The sequence below is a fragment of the Flagellimonas pacifica genome (genome assembly GCF_900215465.1).
Lineage (GTDB): Bacteria > Bacteroidota > Bacteroidia > Flavobacteriales > Flavobacteriaceae > Flagellimonas > Flagellimonas pacifica.
This window is the reverse complement of record NZ_OBEH01000004.1, coordinates 38389-61297: the sequence shown is the minus strand read 5'-3', so window position 1 is coordinate 61297 and position 22909 is coordinate 38389. Positions and strand designations below refer to the sequence as shown.

The following is a 22909-nucleotide window of genomic DNA, read 5'->3' as shown; positions in this document are numbered from 1 at the left end:
CAAATAGAAACAATAATGCGAAAAACGAAAATACGTTTGTAAAGGTTAGTCTCATGGTTGATTATTCTATTTAAGTATTGGTTTGTTAACAGGTTGATTCATGGTGGTGTGATCAAATTCCAAGTCCATGCTAAATATGGAGCTACAGTTGGTTGGAACACCAATATTGAAATAAGAGCGGTCACTTACTTTCTTCATGAGTTCCAATCCTTCGGGATTAGACCCTAGATTGCAATCATAGACTAAAAGTTGAATGTTGGTTCCTTGGTAAAGACCTTCCATCATAGAGAACTCAAATTCTTGGTCTATTTTGGTTGAGTCATATAATATCCCTCCCAATTCAAATGCATTGTAATTTGTATTTACGAACAAGTGAATGGCTTTTATTGAAGGGTTTTGTTCTAGATTTTCTCGAATCGTTTTCCAAGGATTATCAGTACTGTAAATCTCAACAACAGAAGTACCCGAAGGTAAATTGTTAAGAACTTGTGGCTTTTGGGAGTACTTGGAATCGATAACTACAATGTCATTAGATTGCGCAAAAACCCCGGTAATTAAGAAAGCAAAAAGGAAAAAAAAGACAGGCAAGGTGTTCCTGTAAAATGGATTTTTCATTTGATTTGTTGATTTAGGTTTATATTTCAAATTTTGATTTTTATGATGTTAAGTTTAGGCATAGGAGGGTCACTCCACCTAAGTGTGGCATTTCACAGTGCTGTCCCAGGTTCTTTTTAAAGGTTATAGGACATTAGTAAGAGCATGAAAAATTTTGTGGATAAGGTCTAGTAATATTCTTTCATAAAATTGGATTTGTTTTTTGATTAATAGGAACTATTTTTTCTTACATTTACATTTCTTTTATTGTAAACCTTTTCCTACTTATTATCAGAAAAACGGAAGAGCCTTGGTGTTATTTCATGAAATCGTCAAGGAAATTGACAAATATCAATTTTATGTCATTTTTTTAAGAAACAATAGCAGGTAAGTGGCTAAAACTGACCAATAGATATGAGTTAGGCCCCTTTTAACTTTTAAACAATAAAGTGATTCCGGGAAACTATTGGTGTAAAAAAATAAAGATGCTTGGTATTATTTATAAAAGTAAGGGAGATTTAAATCATACATTTTCCCTCATTATCCTAGAAAGGGTTTCTGGCCTCATCGCTAAAAAAGAAGCCAAATGTTTTCTCGGAATTCTGTCCACGAGCTGTGGTTTGTTGTTGTCTATAAAATAATTCAACCGCTTCTTGGCATTAGGTATTCTAGCTAAATATACCCTGTTTTCTGCCAGAATGTAATATTCTTCAAGAAGTATTCTGTTTATCTGACGGATTTCAGGAAAGTTGTTAAGGCAATATTTGTAATCTTCATATTCCAGATAATCACAATGGGTATCTTCCAGACTTTGTATATATTCCTTACTCTTTTCATTTCTGAAAAAGCCTGTTATGGAAGTGAAAACTTCATTCTCGGAATCCATCCACGTGGTAATCTCTGCTGAATCACTTACAAAGTAACCTCTTACCAAACCCTTCTTAATTATATAAAGCCTATTACAAACCTCTCCCGCCTTACTTATTATCTCATTTTTACTAAAAGAACAACTCTTTACATTTTTGCTTAAAAAAGATTTTAAACTTGGACTAAGTGGGAAAATGGAGTTAAGGTAAAGAATTATGAACAAGTTTTTTTCTATGTTCTGGCTTGGTGTCATTAAAAAAATGATTTTTAGAGGTGTTGAACAATCTGCCAAAAATAACACATTGGGGTGATTTTAGTTACTTTTTGAATTTGAAGGTTGTTATGATTTGTACTATCTGAAATAAGTTGTGATGAGAGGGTTCAATTGTTGGCGTTATTCGCTGAAAATTTGATTAATAAAATAAAGTAGAGGTATAAATTGAGATAACAAATGTTGCTCGCAATGTGAAGAATTTCTTTTGTCTTGAATATTTTCACAAATATGGATTACTTTTGATTTTCTACGAAAAATTGAATGACATTCCAATGAGAAACATAAATTCCAGACCTAATTTTCAGCTAGTCTGTTTAAGCATATTTTCTGTGATGTTGATGTTGTTTTCATTGGCATGCAAGGATAAAAAAAGAACAGGAGAGCCCGTTAAAAACAGTCCAGAAGCACAAGATGTAGCTGCGGTTGATACTCTTAATCTAATTAAGGACAAGCCAGGGGAGGTAGCAGTTCCTGATGGTATGGTTTGGATTCCTGGCGGAACCTTTAAACAAGGAGCCGTACCTAAGGATAAAGAAGCCATGCATCATGAAAAACCGGCCCACCAAGTTGCGGTTGATGGATTTTTCATGGATACCACCCACGTGACTAATGCAAAATTCTCAAAGTTTGTGGATGAAACGGGATATCTTACTGTAGCAGAACGTAAACCAGACTGGGAAGAGCTTAAAAAGCAACTCCCAGAAGGAACACCAAAGCCCCATGATTCTATTTTACAGCCAGGGTCGTTGGTTTTCAAAAAAACAAAAACATCTGTTCCCAATTTATACGATTTTTCCCAATGGTGGACTTGGTCCATTGGTACCAACTGGAAAAATCCGGAAGGACCAGGAAGCACTTTAGAAGGAAAAGATGATCACCCTGTGGTACATATATCCTTTGAAGATGCATGGGCCTACTGTAAATGGGCCGGAAGACGTTTGCCCACGGAAGCAGAATGGGAATATGCCGCTCGAGCTGGAAAATCTGATAACACTTATTTTTGGGGAAATGAGGTGGTCGAGTTATCAAAATATGCCAATACCTGGGAAGGAGAATTTCCGGTGAACAATACCAAAGTAGATGGTTTTGAAGGAAGTTCACCTGTAGGAACATTTCCATCCAATGATTTTGGGCTGTATGATATGTCGGGGAATATATGGGAATGGACTAACGATTGGTACAATACAAATTATTATAAAGAATTGTTGGCAAGGGGTATCGTTCTAAATCCAAAGGGAGCGAAGCAACCCTTCAATTCAACCAACCCTTACGCCAAGGAAAAAGTGATCCGGGGTGGATCATATTTGTGCAGTGCCTCTTACTGTGCCAGTTATAGGATTTCTGCAAGAATGGCTTCTACCATGGACTCTTCAATGGGGCATTTAGGTTTTAGAACAGTTTTAAGTTTGGACATGCTTTCCAAATAAGCTTTGATTTATCGTTTGAATAGATACATTTGCCAAATAAATATTGAAAATTACGCAACTGAAAACCAAATTATTTGATTAATATGGAATTAACAGGTAAGAATATATTGGGTTTTACTCAATCCGCTAAAGGAGAAGTACTTTTTTATGGAGTCAATCCGTCAACAGGGAGTCAATTGCAGACTCCATATTACCAAGCCACACAACAAGAGATAGATGAAGCCATAACCCTAGCCGAAAACGCTTTTACAGAGTATAGGGATAAAAGTGGAAAAGAAAAAGCAGTTTTTTTGGAAACCATTGCTGGTGAATTGGCGTCCATAGAGCAAGAAATTGTAGCCATTGGCACTCAAGAAACTGGATTGCCCGCTGGAAGGCTATCGGGAGAATTGGGACGGACTACAGGTCAATTGCGACTGTTCGCTTCTTTGTTGAGGGATGGGTCTTGGGTAGATGCAAGAATTGATACTGCAGACCCCAATAGAACACCTGTTCCAAAACCAGACACCAGACAAATGCAGATTGCATTAGGACCTGTTGGAGTTTTTGGCGCAAGTAATTTTCCTTTGGCGTTTTCTGCGGCAGGTGGAGATACAGCTTCGGCCTTTGCTGCGGGTTGTACGGTTGTAGTGAAAGCACATCCAGCTCACCCAGGAACTTCAGAGCTGGTAGGAAATGCAATTATAAAAGCAGCCAAAAAGTGCGGGATGCCCAATGGAGTGTTTTCCATGGTCCATGGAGCCTCAATTGATGTGGGTCAGGCGGTCGTGCGTCATCCATTTATAAAAGCTATTGGATTCACGGGTTCTTTTAGGGGTGGAAAATCTTTGTTTGATGAAGCCGCTAGGCGTGAGGAACCCATTCCAGTTTACGCAGAAATGGGAAGCACCAATCCTGTTTTTGTACTTCCAGGTGCTTTAAAAGAGAATCACCAGGCTTTGGCAGAAGGCTTGTCCGGTTCTGTACAGTTGGGTGTGGGACAGTTTTGTACCAACCCAGGATTGACCATAGTACCAGAACAAGAAGAAGGTTCTCTTTTTGAAAACATATTAAAAGAAAGTATCTCCGATGCTGAATCGGCTACGATGCTTACAGAGTCTATTCAAAGAGCATATAATTCTGGACTTGAAAAACTAAAGGCAAAAGATGCTGTTGCATCTGTTTCTTTCGGGAAAAAAGGTGAACAACAGTCACAAGGAGTTCCAGAGGTTCTTTCAGTCTCAGCCAATGATTTCCTATCCGACAAAGAGTTGGAAGAAGAAGTATTTGGTCCATCAACACTTTTGGTAAGAACGAAGGACAAGGATGAGATGATAAAAATAGCCAAAGGATTAAATGGTCATCTTACTGCTACTGTTCAGGGTACGGAAGCTGATTTGGCGGAATATGCCGATTTACTTAAAATTTTGGAGAGAAAAGTAGGTAGACTACTTATCAATGGATTCCCAACGGGGGTAGAAGTATGTCATTCCATGGTTCATGGAGGACCCTTTCCCGCAACTTCAGATGCTAGAATGACTTCTGTTGGAACTGCAGCCATAACAAGGTATACAAGACCCATTTGTTATCAGAATTATCCAGATGCATTGCTTCCGGATGAGTTGAAAGCTGCAAACCCGTTGAATATTTTGAGGTTGGAGAATGGAAAATATATACTTCCTGAATAAATAAACTGAAACCGTTTTTGAGAGGCCCAAGAATAATTATTCTTGGGCTTCTTTGTTTTTAGTGGGATTATTCTCAATTCCGGCTATTTCTATTTTTATCTAAAGGTGTTGGTTTTTACATTAACTTACTGATGTAATGTGAATTAAAATATTTCGACCTAAAACCTAATTCAACTAACTCTAAAGACTAAACCAAACATGTCACAAAAACGTATTGAGATTGCCAAAGTTTCCAACCTTGACGAGAAAAAACCAGTATACGCCTTAGTCAAAAACACGGATTTAGTCATTGTAAAACATGAAACTGGGATATCCGTTTTATATGGTCGGTGCCATCATCGCGGTGCGCTATTGGCTGATGGACATATTGATGGTAATAATTTGATTTGTGGTGTACACGGATGGGATTACAGGTACGATACGGGTATCAGCGAATACAATAATGATGAGCAACTCCATAAATTCCAAGAATATATTGAAGGAGACTCGCTTCAGGTTGATGAGAACGAAGTTGCCGTTTTTGAAAAAGAACACCCACAACCGTTTGACAGAGAGGCTTACTTAGGCACATATGCCGACACACATCCTGAGGACACCGAACCCTACACAGGTTATATAAAAGAATTGGCTAGAAATGGATTAAAAAACTTGGGCCATCATGGATTTTCAGCCTCAATGGGAGTGGATAGAAATACGCTTCCCAAATGGAGTGACATCCAATTTTTACCAGCCCAGTTGGCAACAAGACCTTTATTAGATCATGAAGATGTAGCCACCAAAGTGACCATTGGGCCAAAAGCAAAAAAACCGCTGGTGTTGGACATTCCGCTTTTTGTGAGTGATATGAGTTTTGGTGCTTTATCCAGAGAAGCTAAAATAGCATTATCCAAAGGGGCAGAGATGGCTGGAACCGGAATTTGTTCGGGAGAAGGCGGAATGTTGCCCGATGAACAAAAGAACAACTCTCGATATTTTTATGAACTGGCCTCAGCACAATTTGGTTTTTCATGGGATAAGTTGGACAACGTACAGGCTTTTCACTTTAAGGGGGGGCAGGGAGCCAAAACAGGTACCGGAGGACACTTGCCAGGAAGTAAGGTTAGTAAGGAGATTGCCGAGGTGCGTGGCTTAAAAGAAGGAGAAACTGCGATTAGTCCAGCTACATTTCCTGATTTTCATGGAGTAGAGGACTTTAAGTCCTTTGCCAAAAAAGTAAGGGAGCGAACAGGTGGAATCCCCGTAGGATTCAAAATCGCGGCAAGCCACATTGAAAAAGATATTCAATTTGCGCTGGATGTTGGCGTTGATTATATCATTCTAGACGGAAGGGGAGGAGGAACCGGTTCCGCGCCCACTATACTTCGAGATAACATTAATGTTCCAACAATTCCCGCTCTGGCCAGGGCCAGAAAATATTTGGATAAAGTGGGAGCTAAAGATGTAACCCTGGTCATTACAGGAGGATTGCGAATTGCAGAAGATTTCGCCAAGGCCATGATGCTGGGAGCGGATGCTATCGCGGTTTCCAATTCGGCCATTCAAGCTGTGGGTTGCTTGGGAATGAGAGCGTGCGGAACTAATAATTGTCCTGTGGGCATAGCTACACAGAAAGAGAATTTACGAAGTAGGTTGATCATTGAAGCTTCTGCCAAGCAACTATATAACTTTTTTACGGCAACCAATGACCTGATCAAAGTTGTGGCGCGTTCCTGTGGGTATGATGATATTTCTAAGTTTAATCATCATGACCTGTCAACCTTCAACAAGGATATGCACGGGTTATCTGGAATCAATTATGCGGGAGTGCAGTAGTTTATTTATATGAGGAAAATGCTTCCTCAACGAAATTGACAGCTATTTTTTGAGTTGTACCCGATGTTTTTAATATAGCTCCCTTAAAACCATCATTTTTCCATTCGCCTAGAGCAAGGTTTTTAAATGTTGAGGTGTCAATCCCATCATGCCCATGATATCCGCTGATATAGAAATAATGCTCGTTGATGATACTATCTGGGATAGCCATACCCATTCCAACGGATTTTCCGGAACCATCACTTAGCATCACAAAGGCACCAGTATCAAAATGATGCGGCCAAACACGAATATTGGACTTCAGATTTTCTTTTTGTAGGAAAGATTTCAATGTATTTTGTGCCAATGTTCTAAGATTGGTCAATTTTTGTAATTCTTCGGAATTTGGATGGCTAAACTTGAAATCATCAGATGGGGAGTAGGGCAGATCATAGTGTAAATCATAGACGTATGGTTTAGAAAGTTTGGATTCCACAGCCATTTTAGAAATCCATTCCACAATTTCACCGTGCGATTTACCCTTAAGGGTAAGCGTCTCATTTTTGTCTTTGGAAACCCAGCTCAATGCAAAATGGTCGTACTGAAAAGCCAAGTAAGTTCCAGATTCATCCAAATCCCATGTTCGTAATGTATGGTCTTCGGAGAAAAAACCAACATTGGTGTGGCTGTCATCAGATTTTGGTACCAGAAAACTTTTACCTACCGTGGCCAAATATTGGGATACCAAATGTACTTGTGCTAATGTGTCCATACTATAAATGTATGGAATCTTAGTCGTGCCAAACAGAATTGATTACAAAAAGAAAATCAAGGTTTTATAGTTCCCTTTTTTTAATGATGGCATTCATGATAATGGGTGCATGAATCCGGGAATTTTCAATAAACCATTTATGGGTTTCCATACCTCCACAGATGACCCCTGCCAAGAATAGTCCATTAATATTGGTCTCCATGGTTTCTGGATTATAGTTGGGAAGACGTTTTTCATCTTCTGAGAGTTCAATCCCCAGTTTTTCCAAAAACTCAAAGTTGGGCATATAACCGGTAAGTGCCAATACAAAGTCATTTTCCAAAACTACCTCACCATCCTGGGTGTCAATGATAAGTTCCGTAGGTTTGATTTCCTTTACGTTGGAATTATAGTAAGCCTTTATGCTCCCTTCTTCAATACGATTGATGATATCAGGACGGACCCAATATTTGACCCGTTGTCCCACTTCTGGCCCTCGAATGATCAAAGTGACTTCTGAACCTTTACGCCAGCACTCCAAAGCAGCATCTATGGCTGAATTACTTGCTCCAACAATGGCTAATTTTTGACTTGCATAAAAATGAGGGTCTTTGTAGTAATGAGATACTTTAGGCAAATCTTCTCCAGGCACGTTGATTTTATTCGGCAAATCGTAAAATCCGGTAGCAACTATAATATTTTTAGCTAAATACTGATTTTTATCGGTGGTGACCAAAAATGCTTGGTATTGCTTTTGAACCTTGGTTACTTTTTCAAAAAGATGGATGTTGAGTTTATTGGATGTAACAATCCTACGATAATACTCCAGTGCCTCATTACGTTTTGGCTTGGCTTCCTTGCTGATAAAAGGAACATCATCAATCTCCAATCGTTCCGACGAAGAGAAAAATTGCATATTGATGGGATAATTGAACAAGGAGTTGACAATAGGCCCTTTTTCAACAATAAGATAGGAAAGTCCTTTTTTCTTGGCTTCCAATCCGCAAGCAATGCCAATAGGTCCTCCGCCAATGATCAATACATCAAATTCTTGCATCAATTGATGATTTCTTTTAGATTTTTAATGGTATTGGTGGGATTTTCGCTTTTAAATACAAAACTGCCTGCAACCAAAACATCAGCTCCGGCATCCACCAACTTTTTGGCATTGGTAGCATTTACCCCTCCATCAATTTCAATCAATGCCTTCGAATTTTTTTTCTCGATGATATTTTTTAGTTCAGATACCTTTTGATAGGTATTCTCGATAAAAGATTGTCCACCAAAACCAGGATTTACACTCATCATACAGACCAAATCGATATCTTGGATGGTATCTTCCAATAAGTTTACGGAGGTATGCGGGTTTAAGGCCACTCCTGCTTTCATCCCTTCACCCTTTATAGCCTGTAAAGTTCGATGCAAATGAGTACATGCTTCATAATGTACGGTGAGATTGTTAGACCCCAAATCTGCAAAAGTTTTGATGTACCTGTCCGGGTCAACAATCATTAAATGAACGTCCAATGTTTTTTTGGCGTGCTCAGCTATAGCTTTTATCACGGGCATTCCAAAGGAAATATTAGGGACGAAAACACCATCCATAATATCTAAATGAAACCAATCGGCCTCACTTTGGTTTACCATTTCTACATCACGTTGAAGGTTGGCAAAATCTGATGCCAATAGGGAAGGAGCTACTAATTTTGTATTCATTTGTGCTTTATATGCGTACAAAAATAAGCAAATGTAGCGGGTTTAGTGGGCTGTCTGTTTTCTAGAGCCAATACGTAGCTTTTAACACTATGGACCTATTTTTTATCCCCAAACCAGTGGTGTCGTGATTTTCATTGAAGATGAGAAAGATGTCAGACATTGGGCTGTATCTCCATTGCAAACGGGAGAAAATGCTGAAATTATCACCTTGGGTATTATACTGGACCACATTTCTCCATGATAGCTTATTGGAAAAACTAACGTCCCCATTAAATCGTACTAAATGTATTTTGTCTTTACCATAGTTTTCAGCCAAACTTACATCGTTGAAGTCATAAGTAATGCCAAAACTCCCCCAAGGTCTAAAACGAAGTGAACCTTCGATCATGGTACCTAATCGGGTTCCATTAAAAAATTGCCCATAATTTACATTGGTATTCCATACAAAGGTCTTTCTAACATCCGAACTGTACCGAAGCTCCGACCAAACAAATGAATAGTCACCAACGGGTATTGGCGTATAATCATCACCTAGCAAAGAGGTTGGAAACAATAAATCTACCTTTCTATATCTAGCCAATAGAATCATACGGGCGGTATTCTTATATTCAAAATCGTATCCAGCATTATTCTGACTTTCATTAAAGGTGCCGTCTGAGTTTAGATACAAGTTGTGCCAAGTACGCAATCCATGATAATTCAGTTTTTTGTCTTCATCTTTGGTAAAAGTCAAATAACGTAACCACGGATTGATCAAAGTATAGCCTAGACGCACTGTTTCTTCCGTTTCAGCATTGTAATTTTCTAAACGTGGATTGATTCCCAACTCGGTAATGTAGTTATCGCCAACTACATTTAAAGTCCAACCTGTTCTAAGCCGTTTGGAACTATAATAGCCATCAAAACCATAAAAATGAGTGTCCTTGTAGTTTTCTGGGGTGAGTGAAGTATGGTATAAAAAGGTAGTGTTCAATTTTCCACTTTCTGAAACGTAGCTGAACTCCAAACCAGCGTTTCTGGAATATTCCAACTCCGTTGTAGTACTTGTTGCCTGTCGATTTATGAATATACCTTTGATGATCGATCTTTTCAATACTTTTTGTTGAAAAGCCCCTACACTATAATTTTGGGCAGCATACTCTCCAATTTGTCTGGTTTGTACGTTCATGACCCCAATACGAAGGTTAGGTGAAATGTTACCTGTCAACCTGCCCCCAAAATCAATGGGAATGGCATCTCCTTCAATAATCCCTATTCTTCTTGAAAAGAATGGTTTTACATCATAAGTCCCAAAGTTTGAAAAGATATCATTGTTCTCAAGAAAAAAGTTACGTTGTTCAGGCAAGAAGATATTAAAACGGGTAATGTTCGTTACTTGTTCATCAACATCAGCATTGGAGAAATCTGGGAACAAGGTCAGGTCTAGATTTAGACTGCTTGTCAGCGCAATTTTCACCTCTCCTCCCAAATCATTTTTCAGTTGTGCTTCATTTTCATCCTCATTTTCATAATCCCGAACTGAAGAGGAGGTAACATAGGGATTTAAGATGAAGACCCCTTTTGCTTTCTCTGGGCTTTGGTCCCATTCCAAAGACCCCATATAATTCATGCTGATGCCATTAAAATTTACTGGAAATTGGGTCCAGGTGGTGTAAGCGTTGTTTTGCTTGTCCCCTCTAATAAAATTGATTCCCCAAGTTTGCTGATTGGCATTATAACGCAATGTTTTAAAGGGAATAGCAATTTCGGTAAGCCAATAATCGGAAAATTGTGCGGTTTTGGAGGCCCATTTGTTATCCCAGTTTTCTGAAAGCCAAGTCAGAGAACCTTCAATGGTCAAACTACCTTCAATTTCTGCCCCTCCTGCAGTTACTCCAAACATGAAACCACTTTGCTTGGTGTTAACGGGGTCTAATGCTACCGAAAAGTTATCACTGCCCCAATAGTCCTCATCTCGGTCTCTTGCCAACGATTGCACAATACGTTCTCCGTTGTCGTAACACTTTGCCAAGATGTACAGATTTTGGCTATCATAGGTCATTTTAACCTCGGTCTGATTTTGGGCCTGACCTGAGTCATTGGGCCAATGATTATAAAAGTTGGTGATGGGTGTGTGATGATTCCATTCATTTTCCCCAATGGCGGCATCCAAGGTAATAGGATTGGTGGTTTTTTTGATATGGTATTTATAAAGTGACCTTGTGTTACCGCCACCGTTTTGGGAAAAACTAAGTATTGGAATTAAAATAAAGATGATTATCCAAACAGTTTTCATAAGCTGTTCGTTTTTTGATGATGATAGCTCAAAGAACAGGCACCTTGAGACTATTCACAAGTGATTTTTGGGAATGTAGGCCTATAACTAGGAAACGACACTTAAGGGCAGTTTGGAGCCGAAAACGTATGTAAAAGTGTCATAAATGGGTTTGGAGTGACACTGAAGCTTGATTTAAGGAATGCTTAACAGAAAAGGGATGATAAAATTTGATCGTGGGTTATTTAGCTCTTTTTTGAAGAATGCTCAAAGCCTGGGCACGATAGTTTCGTCCAATTGGTAGTTCTTTCCCTTTGACTTCAACCATAATACTGTTGAATGCGGCCACTTTTTTTGCCGAAATTATAAAGGACCGATGAATCCTGATAAATTTATTTTTCGGTAATTTCTCCTCCAGATAGCCTATACGTTGTGTGGTCATTACCTCATTCTCATTGGTGTGGATTATTACCTTGTCGTTTAGGCTTTCAATGTAATTGATATCACATAGATCCAATTTTATGATTTTCCTTTGGGATTTAATGTAGAGCAGTTCTGGTTCAGAGGCTTGTTGATTAGAAACTGTATTTTTTTGAGCAGTTTGGTCACTTACTTCAAGGGCATTGCTCCCCATAAGGTATTTGTTGGCCTTAGATATGGTTTTCATAAAACGAGGCAACGACACGGGTTTTAACAAATAGTCTATGGCATCCAATTCAAAAGCTTTGATGGCAAATTCCCTATAAGCGGTTGTAAAAGCTACCAAAGGTTGATGATCTAGCGATTCCAATAGTTCCAAACCGCTAATTTTGGGCATCTTTATGTCTAAAAAAACAAGGTCGATTTCTTCTTTTTGTAAATGTCCAAATGCCTCTACGGCATTGGCGCAAACCGCAACAACCTCCAATTGGTCAATTTGCTGCGCATGATCTACAAGTACGCTCCTTGCAAGGGGCTCATCGTCTACAATAATGCATTTAATATTTCTTGCCATTTGCATAACATTGGATTTAGGTGCTTATACCACTAAGATCAATCTCCAATTTAACCAAAAAACTGTCTGGTTCTTCCAATATTTTCAGTTCATGCTTGTCTGGAAAAAACAGTTCCAACCTTCTTCTTACATTTTTAAGCCCAATGTTCTTATCACTATCCAAAACTTCATTGGTTTGGGATGATGCCTTGCTATTTTCCACCATAAATTGGAGTTGTTGATCTTTTAAACGTAAATCGATATTAATCCATGAATCTGAAATTAGGTTGTCCGCCCCATGTTTAAAAGCATTTTCTACAAAGGGCAACAATAACAAAGGTGGAATCAAACTTTCTTGGTTATCGTCCTTCAGTTTGGTAGAAATAGTGAGTTTATCCCCATACCGAAGCTTTTCCAGCTCTACCAAGTTCATTAATTGCTCCCATTCCCGCTCCACGGTAATAAACTTGTCATTGCATTCATACAGCATATAATCCAAGAATTTTGATAGGCCCAAAACTGAGTCAGGTGTTTTGGTAGATTTTTTTAAGGAGAGTGAATAAATACTATTTAACGTATTGAAAAGAAAGTGAGGGTGGATTTGCGCTTTTAAAAATTTCAACTCGGTTTCTATTTTTTCTTTTTCCAAAGCCTTGTTAATTTGGTCTTTTTGATAATAAAACCGCTGTAATTTAATGGCCATGGCAACAAATACCGGTGTGTAAACCCTAATAAGTGAGTTGAGTATTTTTGGGAAATACCAAACAGAATGATCCCAATGTTCTTTTTCTTCAGAATAGAACCAGGGGTACAGATAGCTCCAGGTCATGTATCGGTCTATCAAAGCCATACTTATGGCCAGTATAAGTGAAAGCACAATATACATTCCCATTTTTTTGGGATATAAGTACTTGGGCATCAAATAATACAGTGTAATGTATGTGGGAATAATTTTCCAAGGCAACAGGAATAACAATTGAAGAAATTGGTCCCAATAATTGCCTTCGTAACTTCCCCAAAAAATGGTGTAAAATAAAATATATCCCAGCCAAAAGAGGATATGATAGGATATTCTATTCTTTGTATTTAAAATTTTGTCAATCATCCAATACACATTTTATCGGAACCTTCACTTCCTGCTTCAACCGATTTGTATATGATAGAAAATATTGGGTGTGAATTTACAAAATAGCATTCAGGATTAAGAGCGAAAACCGTAGACAACAGCTTTTTTGGAGTCAAATACCTTGTTCTTTCCGTGAATGCAATGCACTGGTATGTGGATTAAATAATTATCTATCAATCTATTAAAGAAGATTCAGGTAGAATGATTGGTTCGCATCGAAGTATTCTTCTATTGCACATTTTACACTGGTTATTTTCATTCAATTCTTTTAAAGAAAGTAGAGTAGGATCAGGAAGTTCATAGGTGTCTGCAGCTTTATAATCAACTTGATAGCCCATGTCTTCAAAGGCTCCAATGGACATCCTGCTTAAAGGGTTATCCTTATTGTCAATGAATCCTGTCATCAATTCGTTGTCAAAAACCAGTTCGCGCCAATGCCCATCCTGAGTGCCCTCACCGCCAGTATTGGCCAAAGGAACTGTGTCCAATGCAGTGTTGTTTGCCAAGATTTTGTACTCGTTAATGGCATTTTTACCTATAAATTGCGGATTTTCTGAGCCTTCCCTGGTTATTAGGTTCAAGTGCTGACTAGACCAAAGTGTACCAAACCCCAAAACATGTCCCATTTCATGAATGATGACATCTTTAAGGCTGTTTTCGGCTTCCAGTCGTGCCAAATCGGCACTATCAAACCGCATGATTCCCGTTGCAGGCAGAAAACTTCCACTCCTTAGCTGGGTAGGACCAGCTTGACCTAAAATTCCAGATGTACCGTCAATATTGGTGCCTTGGGCATCAATCCTTACATTACTAATGATATCCATATCCCCATTGGCCAATTGAACTCTAGGGAGCTCACCAGTGATGATTTCTTGCCACCTGCAAGCAGCAGTGTCAAAAACCTCTTGTTGACTCTGGGTCAATCCGCCCAAGAACCTTACTTCTATTGAAAAACTCATATCTATTGCTTTAGATTAATATGTAGCCCTTAATATTTACGTTGGAAATTGGCGAATTGGAAGTGATTGAAAAAACTTTAACAGAGAATGAAATGGTAGTGTCAATTTTTTTTACAGAATACTTAAAGTATATAAATGAAAAAACTCCGGTAATCAGCCGGAGTTTATTCATCAATCAAAAAACGAACAGTCATGATAAACTGTTGTAGGATTACAAATTACAACTTTCTTGCCAAAAAACAAATTTAGGGTTTGTTTAACTGTAATTTGTGCGGATAATCTTATGATTATCCCAAATAAGTCTTTAAAATTTTACTTCTAGAGGTATGTTTCAACCTTCTAATCGCTTTTTCCTTTATTTGGCGAACACGCTCTCTTGTTAAATCAAAAGTTTCACCAATTTCTTCTAAGGTCATTGAATGTTGCCCTGCTAAACCAAAGTAAAGACGAATAACATCTGCCTCTCTTGGTGTCAAAGTTTCCAATGCCCGTTCTATTTCGGTACGCAATGACTCGTGCAACAAGTCTTTATCTGGATTTGGAGATTCCCCACTACGTAATACATCGTAAAGGTTGGAATCCTCACCATCAATCAATGGTGCATCCATAGATACGTGTCTACCTGAGTTTTTCAAGGATTGCTTTACATCTTCAACCGTCATATCCAATTCTTTGGCTATCTCCTCTGCTGATGGAATACGCTCATGTGCTTGCTCCAAGAAAGCAAAGGTCTTGTTGATTTTGTTGATGGAACCAATCTTGTTCAGGGGTAAACGTACAATACGGGATTGCTCCGCCAATGCTTGAAGAATGGACTGGCGAATCCACCATACTGCATACGAAATAAATTTAAATCCACGGGTTTCATCAAAACGTTGTGCTGCCTTGATTAGTCCCAGGTTTCCTTCATTTATCAAATCAGGAAGGGTCAATCCTTGGTTTTGATACTGTTTTGCAACAGAAACCACGAATCTGAGGTTGGCTTTAGTTAATTTTTCCAAGGCTACTTGGTCACCCGCTTTTATTCGCTGTGCCAATTCTACTTCCTCATCGGCAGTGATCAGGTCCACTTTACCAATTTCCTGTAAATATTTGTCTAACGAAGCGGTTTCCCTATTGGTAACCTGTTTTGTAATCTTTAACTGTCTCATTTATTTTCCCTTCAAATTAAATTTGTGAACCGAAGCTCATTAAGTTATACGTAGGAAAACGTAAAAAGTTACATTTTGGTAAAATTTATTTTGATTTTTTGGTCTCTTTGGCAAAAGAAAACGCTCATTGGCTATATTCACGACTTTTTTGAATCATAAAATGTTAAGAAAAGAGTTAACCTATTGATATTCAAAATTAGATGATGAAATTATTCTCCCGTATTGGGTTAATGTTGTGTTGGTTACTTCCGGTATCTGTGTGTGCACAACAAGAACTCTCCAATGGATATGGCTATTTTGGTTTTGACTTTGCTATTGGGAAGTTGGGTGATTCAAACAGTGGTTTTCCAGATCATGGGTTACAAAAAAGTTTTTTCGTGAACCTTGGGAGCTTCGATTCGAAAGACCAAAAATATTGGAGGTATTATCTGAATAAGCCTAAAACTGGAATTTCCCTTGGTTTTTCTGATTTGGGGGACAAAGATGCCTTAGGCTATGTTTACAGTGTAATGCCGTATGCGGAGTTTTCATTGTTTCCCCAAAAGCTTAATGGTTTGAATTTATTGGTTTCATTTGGCGGCTCTTATATGACAAAGCGATTCAATAAAGAATCCAACCCTTTTAACAAAGGGGTATCCACTCGGTTAAATTGGTCTTACAAATCTTTCCTTTATTATGATCTTTTAAAAAGCAACAAGAACACGTGGCGTGTGGGGCTGGGATATTTTCATCATTCCAATGGACATACTCGAAAACCTAATAGGGGATATAATGCGTTTCTTTTAGGGACTTCTGTTAATTTTAAAAATGATGTTTCATTACATAAGAATGTAAGTTTTGAAGAATATCCAAAAAAGTTGGAATGGTTTTATACGGGAAGGTTGGGAATAGGCCAGAATTCCTTTTCCGATGTTTTCAATTCAAAGGATGAGGTATTTGCTGCTGCATTTTCTGGAGGAAAGATTATTAATAAGACTTTTAAATTGGGTTTAGGGCTGTACTATTACTTTTATAACCACTATTACAATTATATTATTAATGAAGAAACGTTAGTGAGAACCCAGGAGCCCCATTTTAAGGATCATCCTATACGATATGCATCTGCCATGGGGGTTTTTGGAAGCGCAGAATTGTTGTTGAGTCATGTTGGTATGGAGCTAAATGTAGGATTAAACTATTTTAAACCTTTTTATAAGATTGATTGGCAATTGAATGAAGGTTATACAACTTTCTCCAACGGACAGGAAAATATTGTATTGGGAGAGCTTAATGGGTATTATAATGTAAAACATCATGTTTCTAGTAGAATGGGCCTAAAATATTATCTATTTAATACAGACAAGGCACCAAAACATAATTTCTTTGTAGGAGCTTTTATTAATGCAAATTTAGGGCAGGCTGATTTTAGTGAACTTACCATGGGATATGTACGTCGGTTCCACTTCTAAAACTAAATTTCAAAAAAAAACTCGTTCCAACTAAGGAGCGAGTTTTTTATGAATTAGATATGAAAGGGTTTAATCCCTTCTTGGTTTTCTGTCACGATTACCACCTCTGCGGTCGTTGTTTCTGCGATTACCTCGATCATTTCTTGGCGGTCTTTCAACATAACCTTCTGGTTTTGGCAAAAGGGCCTTTCTAGAAACCTTCTCTTTTCTTGTTCTTGGATCAAGGCCAAAGTATTTCACGTCAAATACATCTCCCATGTTTACTACATCAGAAACATTTTCTGTGCGTTCCCAAGCCAATTCGGAAACATGAAGTAAAACTTCGTTGCCAGGAGCTTCAACATATTCAACCACAGCACCAAAGTCGAGCATTTTTATCACTTTCACTTCGTAAACACTTCCAACTTCAGGCTTGAACATTAAAGCATCAATTTTTGCGATTACGGCATCGATACCCTCTTGACCAGTACCTAGAATTTCCACTATACCTTCCTCTGTATCTGGATCTTCGTTGATGACAATTGTGGTATTGGTCTCTTTTTGCAATTCTTGAATAACTTTTCCACCTGAACCAATAACAGCACCAATATACTCACCAGGTATAATCTTAGTGACGATTTTTGGAGCGTATGATTTAACGTCTGCATTCGGAGCAGCGATAGTATCTGTCAGTTTTTCAAGAATATGAAGTCTTCCGTCTTTGGCCTGCATTAATGCTTTTACCAAAATTTCGTAGGATAAACCTTTTACCTTGATATCCATTTGGCAAGCGGTAATACCATCGGCAGTACCAGTGACTTTAAAGTCCATATCTCCTAAGTGGTCTTCATCACCTAAGATATCAGATAAAACTGCATATTTACCAGAATCTGCGTCAGAAATTAACCCCATTGCAATACCGGAAACAGGCTTTTTAAGCTGGACACCGGCATCCATTAAGGCCATAGTACCGGAACAAACCGTTGCCATGGAAGATGATCCGTTAGATTCCAATACTTCAGAAACTACACGTACGGTATAAGGGCAATCTTCAGGAATCATTCCTTTAAGTGCACGCTGGGCCAAGTTCCCATGACCTACTTCTCTACGGGAAGTACCACGGATTGGTCTAGCTTCTCCAGTAGAGAAAGGAGGGAAGTTGTAGTGCAAATAGAACGTTTCTTCACCTTCATAAGATGGCATATCTATCTGGTTAGCTTCTCTTGATGTACCTAGAGTTACTGTAGCCAAAGCTTGTGTTTCTCCTCTTGTAAAGATTGAAGAACCGTGCACAGATGGCAAATAATCAATTTCACACCAGATTGGTCTGATTTCATCGGTTTTACGCCCATCTAAGCGCAATCCTTCTTCCAATGTAAGATTACGAATGGCTTCTTTTTCGGCCTTGTAGAAGTATTTTGAAACTAAATCGCCAAAATCCTCCAATTCTTCTTCAGAAAAAGTTTCTTTTATTTCTTCTTTAATAGCATCAAACGCCGCACTACGTTCATGTTTTGCAGAACCTGCTTTAGCAATGGCATACACCTTGTCATAAGTTAGGTCATATACTTTTTTGGCTAGATCTTCATCTTCTCTTTCTGGCTCGTATTCACGTACTTCTTTCTTTCCGAAAGCTTCGGCTAATTTTATTTGAGCAGCACATTGTACTTTAATAGCTTCATGTGCAAATTTGATAGCTTCTGTCATTTCCTCTTCGGAAATCTCCTTCATCTCTCCTTCAACCATCATTACGGAATCTGCAGAGGCACCGATCATCATATCAATGTCAGATTCTTTTAACTGTTCTCTGGTTGGGTTGATGATAAATTCACCATTAATACGTCCCACCCGAGCTTCTGAGATCGCGCATTCAAACGGAAAGTCTGAAAGTTGGATAGCTGCAGAAGCAGCAAGTCCGGCCATGGCATCAGGCATTACTTCGTCATCATGCGACATTAACTGAATCATTACCTGCGTTTCCGCATGATAATCTTTAGGGAACAAAGGTCTTAGGACCCTGTCCACCAAACGCATGGTCAATACTTCACCATCACTTGGTCTTGCTTCACGTTTGAAGAAACCACCTGGATAACGCCCGGCAGCGGCGAATTTTTCACGATAATCTACCGTAAGGGGTAAAAAATCGACATCGCTTTGTTTGTAATTGGAGACAACTGTACACAACAGCATACACTTGCCAGATTGAACAACAACAGAACCATGGGCCTGTTTTGCCAATTTTCCGGTTTCGATAGAAATTTCCCTACCGTCACCAAGGTCAATGACCTCTTTAAAAGTTTTTGGAATCATAGAATTAGTCTTACCCACTAAAATTTACGTGGGTCGTTAAACATTTGGTCTACCGCCATCCGGACGGTCGGGTTGTGTTGTTGTTGAGTGTGCCAATGGCACTGACCAATGAAAAACTGTAGGCAGCTTTTTGTGTTTGCCCAATCCTAAGATTGGGATTTAAGTGCCAAAACGAGTTTGGCAAAATAAAAGGGGAAGCCAAGCCTCCCCTTTTTATTTTTATTTTCTAATACCTAGTTCTTTAATTAACTCACGGTATTTTACAATATCTTTTTTCTTTAGGTAATCCAAAAGACTACGTCTTTTACCTACCAATCTTACCAAAGAACGCTCGGTGTTGTAATCCTTGTGGTTCTTTTTAAGGTGTTGCGTCAAATGGTTGATACGGTGTGTGAACAATGCAACTTGTCCTTCCGTAGAACCTGTGTTGCTCTCAGAGCCGCCATGTTTCTTAAAGATATCGGCCTTTACTTCTTTTGTTAAATACATTCCAATATTATTTAAATGATTTTTATGTATTGATTGTCTCTCAATCAGCGTGCAAAGATAATCTCTTTTTTTGGAATGAAAAATTTTGCGCTACGATTAAACCTTTTGTTTTTGAATGGGTCATAGAACCAAACTCTAAAATTTGATCATTATGAAAAAGAATCCCAAACAATTCAATTTTACAAAAATTACATTGGTTTTTATAGGAACTGTGCTTTTGATGGCAACTTCATGTAGTAAGGAAGAAGATACTACAGAGGAGTTGTCCAGCACTGCAGTGATTTCGGCTGCAGAATTACAGTACAGTGATGAAACCGAAATGATTTCGGAAGAAGTTACCGCAATAGCTGAAGATGTGTATGCTTCTGATGAGATTTCGTTCATTTCCAAGATACCACATAGATCGGACTTCCTTCCAGATTGTGTTACCATTACTACAGTGACTACCGATACCACCAAGGAAAAAACCATTGATTTTGGAGAAGGTTGTGAATTGCCCAATGGAAATGTGTTGAGCGGTATAATCAATTTGAGCTATGCGAAAGATATGGAAGCAGCTACCAAAACATTGACTTTGAGCCTTGAAAATTTCACGTTCAATGGTGCAGCTATTGAGGGAAGTGCCAATATTCTCCGTGAGCGTTCCAATGAAAATGAAAACCCACAATCTACTGCGAATGCATCTTTTGCTACTACGTGGCCTGATGGTGATACTGCTTCCTTTGAAGGAACCCGTACCAGAGAGTGGATAGAAGGTTACGGGTCTGGTTTTTGGGGAGACAATGTTTTCTTGATCACAGGTAAACGAACTTATGTAGGTAGAGAAGGCAATGTTTTTGTCAAGGAAGTGATTACACCATTACGAAGGGAAATGGCCTGTAGATTTATTGTTAGTGGCGTTTTGGAAATCACTAGAAATGAAAACACCGCTAGTTTGGATTTTGGTGATGGGACTTGTGATGCTATCGGTATTCTAACCCAACCTGATGGCACCGAAAAGGAAATATTCTTGAGGCGTTTTAAAAAATAATTTGATTAAGAATTGGTTGTCATATTGAGGGGAGTCTAGATGTGTGTTTTAATCTGCCCACTGAAAAAAGTTCTCGACCGCGTTTGAACTGACATTATGAAAAGGAAAGCCCCGAATTTCGGGGCTTTTTTTATGATCTCATGGGTTGGTTCATAATCAAATCAATATACTGATTGATTTTCTTTTTTAAATCTCTTCGATGGGAGATGAAATCCAAGAACCCATGTTCTTTTAAAAACTCAGAGGTTTGAAAACCTTCAGGAAGATCTTTACCAACAGTATCTTTCACTACCCTTGGTCCTGCAAAACCTATTAATGCACCTGGTTCGGCTATATTAATGTCTCCTAACATGGCATAAGAAGCAGTTGTTCCGCCAGTGGTTGGATCAGTGCATAAAGAAATGTAAGGTATTTTTGCATCCGCCAATTGAGCTAGTTTAGCTGATGTTTTGGCCAACTGCATCAAAGATAGTGCAGCTTCCATCATTCGTGCGCCACCAGATTTTGAAATCATTACAAATGGAACCTTCTTCTTTTTGGCATGGTCAATGGCACGTGAAATTTTTTCACCTACCACACTTCCCATAGATCCACCAATAAAGCTGAAATCCATACAAGCTATGACCAACTCCTTGCCTTGGGATTTTCCCACAGCAGTGCGCACCGCATCCTTCAATTTGGTTTTTTGCTCCGCAGCCTTTAAGCGTTCCGAGTATTTTTTGGTATCCACAAAACGCAATGGATCTTTGGAGGATAATTTTGCATCCAGTTCTTTGAACTTGTTGTCATCAAAAAGAATCTCAAAATATTCCTTACTACCAATTCTTACGTGATAGTCATCTTCTGGACTTACGTAAAAGTTTTTGGCTAAATCCTCAGATTCAACGATTTTCCCAGTGGGGGATTTGTACCAAAGGCCTTTAGGAGTATCCTTTTTTTCCTCAGTAGCTGTTTGTATTCCTTTTTCTTTTCTTTTAAACCAAGACGACATGGAATCAATATTAGGTTAAACCGCTGTATTTATTTTAAAGTGTATTGATATTATTAAGATCCTCAAAGGCCTTTTTCAACCTTTCAACAAAGGACTTTTCTCCCTCACGAAGCCAAACCCTAGGATCATAGAACTTTTTATTTGGCTGATCATCTCCTTCTGGATTTCCTATTTGGGCTTGAAGATAATCTGATTTGTCCTGAACATAGTCTCTTACTCCTGAAAGAAATGCGTATTGTAAATCAGTGTCAATGTTCATTTTGATGACACCGTAGCCAATGGACTCTCTGATTTCCTCTAAAGTGGATCCAGATCCACCGTGAAAGACAAAATCAATATGATTGTGTTCCACTCCATACTTTTCAGAAACGAATTCTTGGGAGTTCTTCAAGATTTTTGGAGTCAATGTTACATTTCCCGGCTTGTATACCCCATGAACATTACCAAAGGCAGCCGCAATAGTGAACTTAGGACTAATTTTTGACAATTCTTCATATGCATAGGCAACTTCTTCAGGTTGTGTATATAGTTTGGAGCTATCAATATCTGTATTGTCCACACCATCTTCTTCACCACCGGTTACACCAAGCTCAATTTCCAAAGTCATGCCCATTTTGCTCATGCGTTCTAGATAATCCTTGCAGATTTCAATATTTTCTTCAATGGGTTCTTCAGAAAGGTCTATCATATGCGAACTGAACAGTGATTTTCCAGTGGCTGCATAATGCTCTTCGCTTGCATCTAAAAGTCCATCAACCCAAGGCAATAATTTTTTTGCACAATGGTCTGTATGAAGAATTACGGTAGCTCCGTATGCTTCTGCCAATTGGTGTACGTGTTTGGCACCTGCAACAGCTCCTTGTACAGCAGCTCTTTGGTTTTCGTTAGATAATCCCTTTCCTGCATTGAACTGTGCTCCGCCGTTAGAGAATTGAACAATAACGGGTGAGTTTAGGGCAGCGGCAGTTTCCAAGACAGCATTTATGGTGTTAGATCCAATCACATTTACTGCAGGAAGTGCATAACCATTTTCTTTTGCGTGGTTAAAAATAGCTTGAACTTCATCGCCAGTTGCAACGCCCGGCTTAATATTGTGGGACATACTTTTAGTT

19 protein-coding genes are annotated in these 22909 nt (G+C 38.6%); 5 read left to right on the top strand and 14 right to left on the bottom strand.

From position 1 onward, the window contains the following. Nucleotides 1–66: 66 nt before the first annotated feature. Complete coding sequence (locus CRO15_RS12945) at nt 67–615, bottom strand: DUF4347 domain-containing protein (protein WP_097046275.1); 549 nt, start codon at nt 613–615, stop codon at nt 67–69. 502 nt (nt 616–1117) lie between these two features. Beyond that, nucleotides 1118–1714, bottom strand: coding sequence for a Crp/Fnr family transcriptional regulator (locus CRO15_RS12940; RefSeq protein WP_097046274.1), 597 nt, complete (start codon nt 1712–1714; stop codon nt 1118–1120). Between the two features lie 293 nt (nt 1715–2007). Between CRO15_RS12940 and CRO15_RS12935 the strand changes: the two genes are divergently transcribed. From CRO15_RS12935 to CRO15_RS12925, 3 genes are all read left to right on the top strand, one after another. Next, entirely contained in the window at nt 2008–3162 is a 1155-nt protein-coding gene (locus CRO15_RS12935) for a formylglycine-generating enzyme family protein (RefSeq protein ID WP_243396967.1), read from the top strand. 83 nt (nt 3163–3245) lie between these two features. Beyond that, nucleotides 3246–4829, top strand: coding sequence for an aldehyde dehydrogenase (NADP(+)) (locus CRO15_RS12930; RefSeq protein WP_097046272.1), 1584 nt, complete (start codon nt 3246–3248; stop codon nt 4827–4829). 198 nt (nt 4830–5027) lie between these two features. Next, nucleotides 5028–6641 (top strand): glutamate synthase-related protein, encoded by a 1614-nt coding sequence (locus CRO15_RS12925; RefSeq protein ID WP_097046271.1) that lies wholly within the window; start codon nt 5028–5030, stop codon nt 6639–6641. A gap of 1 nt (nt 6642) precedes the next feature. Here CRO15_RS12925 and CRO15_RS12920 read toward each other — a convergent pair whose 3' ends face one another. From CRO15_RS12920 to CRO15_RS12885, 8 genes are all read right to left on the bottom strand, one after another. After that, on the bottom strand, nt 6643–7392 hold the full coding sequence (locus tag CRO15_RS12920; protein WP_097046270.1) for a hypothetical protein: 750 nt from the start codon (nt 7390–7392) through the stop codon (nt 6643–6645). Between the two features lie 64 nt (nt 7393–7456). Further along, on the bottom strand, nt 7457–8428 hold the full coding sequence (locus CRO15_RS12915) for a YpdA family putative bacillithiol disulfide reductase (RefSeq protein WP_097046269.1): 972 nt from the start codon (nt 8426–8428) through the stop codon (nt 7457–7459). Next, nucleotides 8428–9087, bottom strand: coding sequence for a ribulose-phosphate 3-epimerase (gene rpe, locus CRO15_RS12910; RefSeq protein ID WP_097046268.1), 660 nt, complete (start codon nt 9085–9087; stop codon nt 8428–8430). Before rpe ends, CRO15_RS12915 begins: the two co-directional genes overlap by 1 nt. A gap of 61 nt (nt 9088–9148) precedes the next feature. Further along, complete coding sequence (locus tag CRO15_RS12905; RefSeq protein ID WP_097046267.1) at nt 9149–11362, bottom strand: DUF5916 domain-containing protein; 2214 nt, start codon at nt 11360–11362, stop codon at nt 9149–9151. Nucleotides 11363–11582: 220 nt separating this feature from the next. After that, complete coding sequence (locus CRO15_RS12900) at nt 11583–12335, bottom strand: LytR/AlgR family response regulator transcription factor (protein WP_097046623.1); 753 nt, start codon at nt 12333–12335, stop codon at nt 11583–11585. 16 nt (nt 12336–12351) lie between these two features. Next, nucleotides 12352–13419, bottom strand: a complete 1068-nt coding sequence (locus tag CRO15_RS12895; RefSeq protein WP_097046266.1) for a sensor histidine kinase — start codon at nt 13417–13419, stop codon at nt 12352–12354. Nucleotides 13420–13613: 194 nt separating this feature from the next. Beyond that, a complete protein-coding gene (locus CRO15_RS12890; protein WP_097046265.1) occupies nt 13614–14399 on the bottom strand; it encodes a leishmanolysin-related zinc metalloendopeptidase in 786 nt (261 codons plus the stop codon). A 287-nt stretch (nt 14400–14686) separates the two neighbouring features. Continuing rightward, nucleotides 14687–15550 carry a sigma-70 family RNA polymerase sigma factor gene (locus tag CRO15_RS12885; protein ID WP_097046264.1) on the bottom strand — a complete coding sequence of 288 codons (864 nt, stop codon included), beginning with the start codon at nt 15548–15550 and terminating at the stop codon, nt 14687–14689. A gap of 203 nt (nt 15551–15753) precedes the next feature. Here CRO15_RS12885 and CRO15_RS12880 point away from each other — a divergent pair, with 203 nt between their 5' ends. After that, entirely contained in the window at nt 15754–16998 is a 1245-nt protein-coding gene (locus CRO15_RS12880; RefSeq protein ID WP_207763884.1) for an acyloxyacyl hydrolase, read from the top strand. Nucleotides 16999–17067: 69 nt separating this feature from the next. On the opposite strand, the gene CRO15_RS12875 is transcribed toward CRO15_RS12880, so the two are convergent. Both CRO15_RS12875 and rpsO read right to left on the bottom strand, forming a co-directional pair. Further along, nucleotides 17068–19287 carry a polyribonucleotide nucleotidyltransferase gene (locus CRO15_RS12875; protein WP_097046262.1) on the bottom strand — a complete coding sequence of 740 codons (2220 nt, stop codon included), beginning with the start codon at nt 19285–19287 and terminating at the stop codon, nt 17068–17070. A gap of 219 nt (nt 19288–19506) precedes the next feature. Beyond that, nucleotides 19507–19776 carry a 30S ribosomal protein S15 gene (gene rpsO, locus CRO15_RS12870; RefSeq protein WP_097046261.1) on the bottom strand — a complete coding sequence of 90 codons (270 nt, stop codon included), beginning with the start codon at nt 19774–19776 and terminating at the stop codon, nt 19507–19509. Nucleotides 19777–19927: 151 nt separating this feature from the next. Between rpsO and CRO15_RS12865 the strand changes: the two genes are divergently transcribed. Beyond that, nucleotides 19928–20806: a hypothetical protein gene (locus CRO15_RS12865; RefSeq protein ID WP_097046260.1), complete on the top strand. Its 879-nt coding sequence runs from the start codon at nt 19928–19930 to the stop codon at nt 20804–20806. 130 nt (nt 20807–20936) lie between these two features. On the opposite strand, the gene accD is transcribed toward CRO15_RS12865, so the two are convergent. Together accD and fbaA are read right to left on the bottom strand one after the other, a co-directional pair. Beyond that, on the bottom strand, nt 20937–21797 hold the full coding sequence (gene accD / locus CRO15_RS12860) for an acetyl-CoA carboxylase, carboxyltransferase subunit beta (RefSeq protein WP_097046259.1): 861 nt from the start codon (nt 21795–21797) through the stop codon (nt 20937–20939). Nucleotides 21798–21831: 34 nt separating this feature from the next. Further along, complete coding sequence (fbaA, locus tag CRO15_RS12855) at nt 21832–22899, bottom strand: class II fructose-bisphosphate aldolase (RefSeq protein ID WP_097046258.1); 1068 nt, start codon at nt 22897–22899, stop codon at nt 21832–21834. Between the last annotated feature and the right edge of the window lie 10 nt (nt 22900–22909).

Coding starts and splice junctions, on each gene's coding strand:
- rpsO (WP_097046261.1), bottom strand. CDS start 19,776: ATGTATTTAACAAAAGAAGTAAAGGCCGATATCTTTAAGAAACATGGC.
- CRO15_RS12865 (WP_097046260.1), top strand. CDS start 19,928: ATGAAAAAGAATCCCAAACAATTCAATTTTACAAAAATTACATTGGTT.
- CRO15_RS12915 (WP_097046269.1), bottom strand. CDS start 8,428: ATGCAAGAATTTGATGTATTGATCATTGGCGGAGGACCTATTGGCATT.
- CRO15_RS12890 (WP_097046265.1), bottom strand. CDS start 14,399: ATGAGTTTTTCAATAGAAGTAAGGTTCTTGGGCGGATTGACCCAGAGT.
- CRO15_RS12895 (WP_097046266.1), bottom strand. CDS start 13,419: ATGATTGACAAAATTTTAAATACAAAGAATAGAATATCCTATCATATC.
- CRO15_RS12925 (WP_097046271.1), top strand. CDS start 5,028: ATGTCACAAAAACGTATTGAGATTGCCAAAGTTTCCAACCTTGACGAG.
- CRO15_RS12885 (WP_097046264.1), bottom strand. CDS start 15,550: ATGAGACAGTTAAAGATTACAAAACAGGTTACCAATAGGGAAACCGCT.
- rpe (WP_097046268.1), bottom strand. CDS start 9,087: ATGAATACAAAATTAGTAGCTCCTTCCCTATTGGCATCAGATTTTGCC.
- CRO15_RS12905 (WP_097046267.1), bottom strand. CDS start 11,362: ATGAAAACTGTTTGGATAATCATCTTTATTTTAATTCCAATACTTAGT.
- fbaA (WP_097046258.1), bottom strand. CDS start 22,899: ATGTCCCACAATATTAAGCCGGGCGTTGCAACTGGCGATGAAGTTCAA.
- CRO15_RS12900 (WP_097046623.1), bottom strand. CDS start 12,335: ATGGCAAGAAATATTAAATGCATTATTGTAGACGATGAGCCCCTTGCA.
- CRO15_RS12930 (WP_097046272.1), top strand. CDS start 3,246: ATGGAATTAACAGGTAAGAATATATTGGGTTTTACTCAATCCGCTAAA.
- accD (WP_097046259.1), bottom strand. CDS start 21,797: ATGTCGTCTTGGTTTAAAAGAAAAGAAAAAGGAATACAAACAGCTACT.
- CRO15_RS12920 (WP_097046270.1), bottom strand. CDS start 7,392: ATGGACACATTAGCACAAGTACATTTGGTATCCCAATATTTGGCCACG.
- CRO15_RS12940 (WP_097046274.1), bottom strand. CDS start 1,714: ATGACACCAAGCCAGAACATAGAAAAAAACTTGTTCATAATTCTTTAC.
- CRO15_RS12945 (WP_097046275.1), bottom strand. CDS start 615: ATGAAAAATCCATTTTACAGGAACACCTTGCCTGTCTTTTTTTTCCTT.
- CRO15_RS12880 (WP_207763884.1), top strand. CDS start 15,754: ATGAAATTATTCTCCCGTATTGGGTTAATGTTGTGTTGGTTACTTCCG.
- CRO15_RS12875 (WP_097046262.1), bottom strand. CDS start 19,287: ATGATTCCAAAAACTTTTAAAGAGGTCATTGACCTTGGTGACGGTAGG.
- CRO15_RS12935 (WP_243396967.1), top strand. CDS start 2,008: ATGAGAAACATAAATTCCAGACCTAATTTTCAGCTAGTCTGTTTAAGC.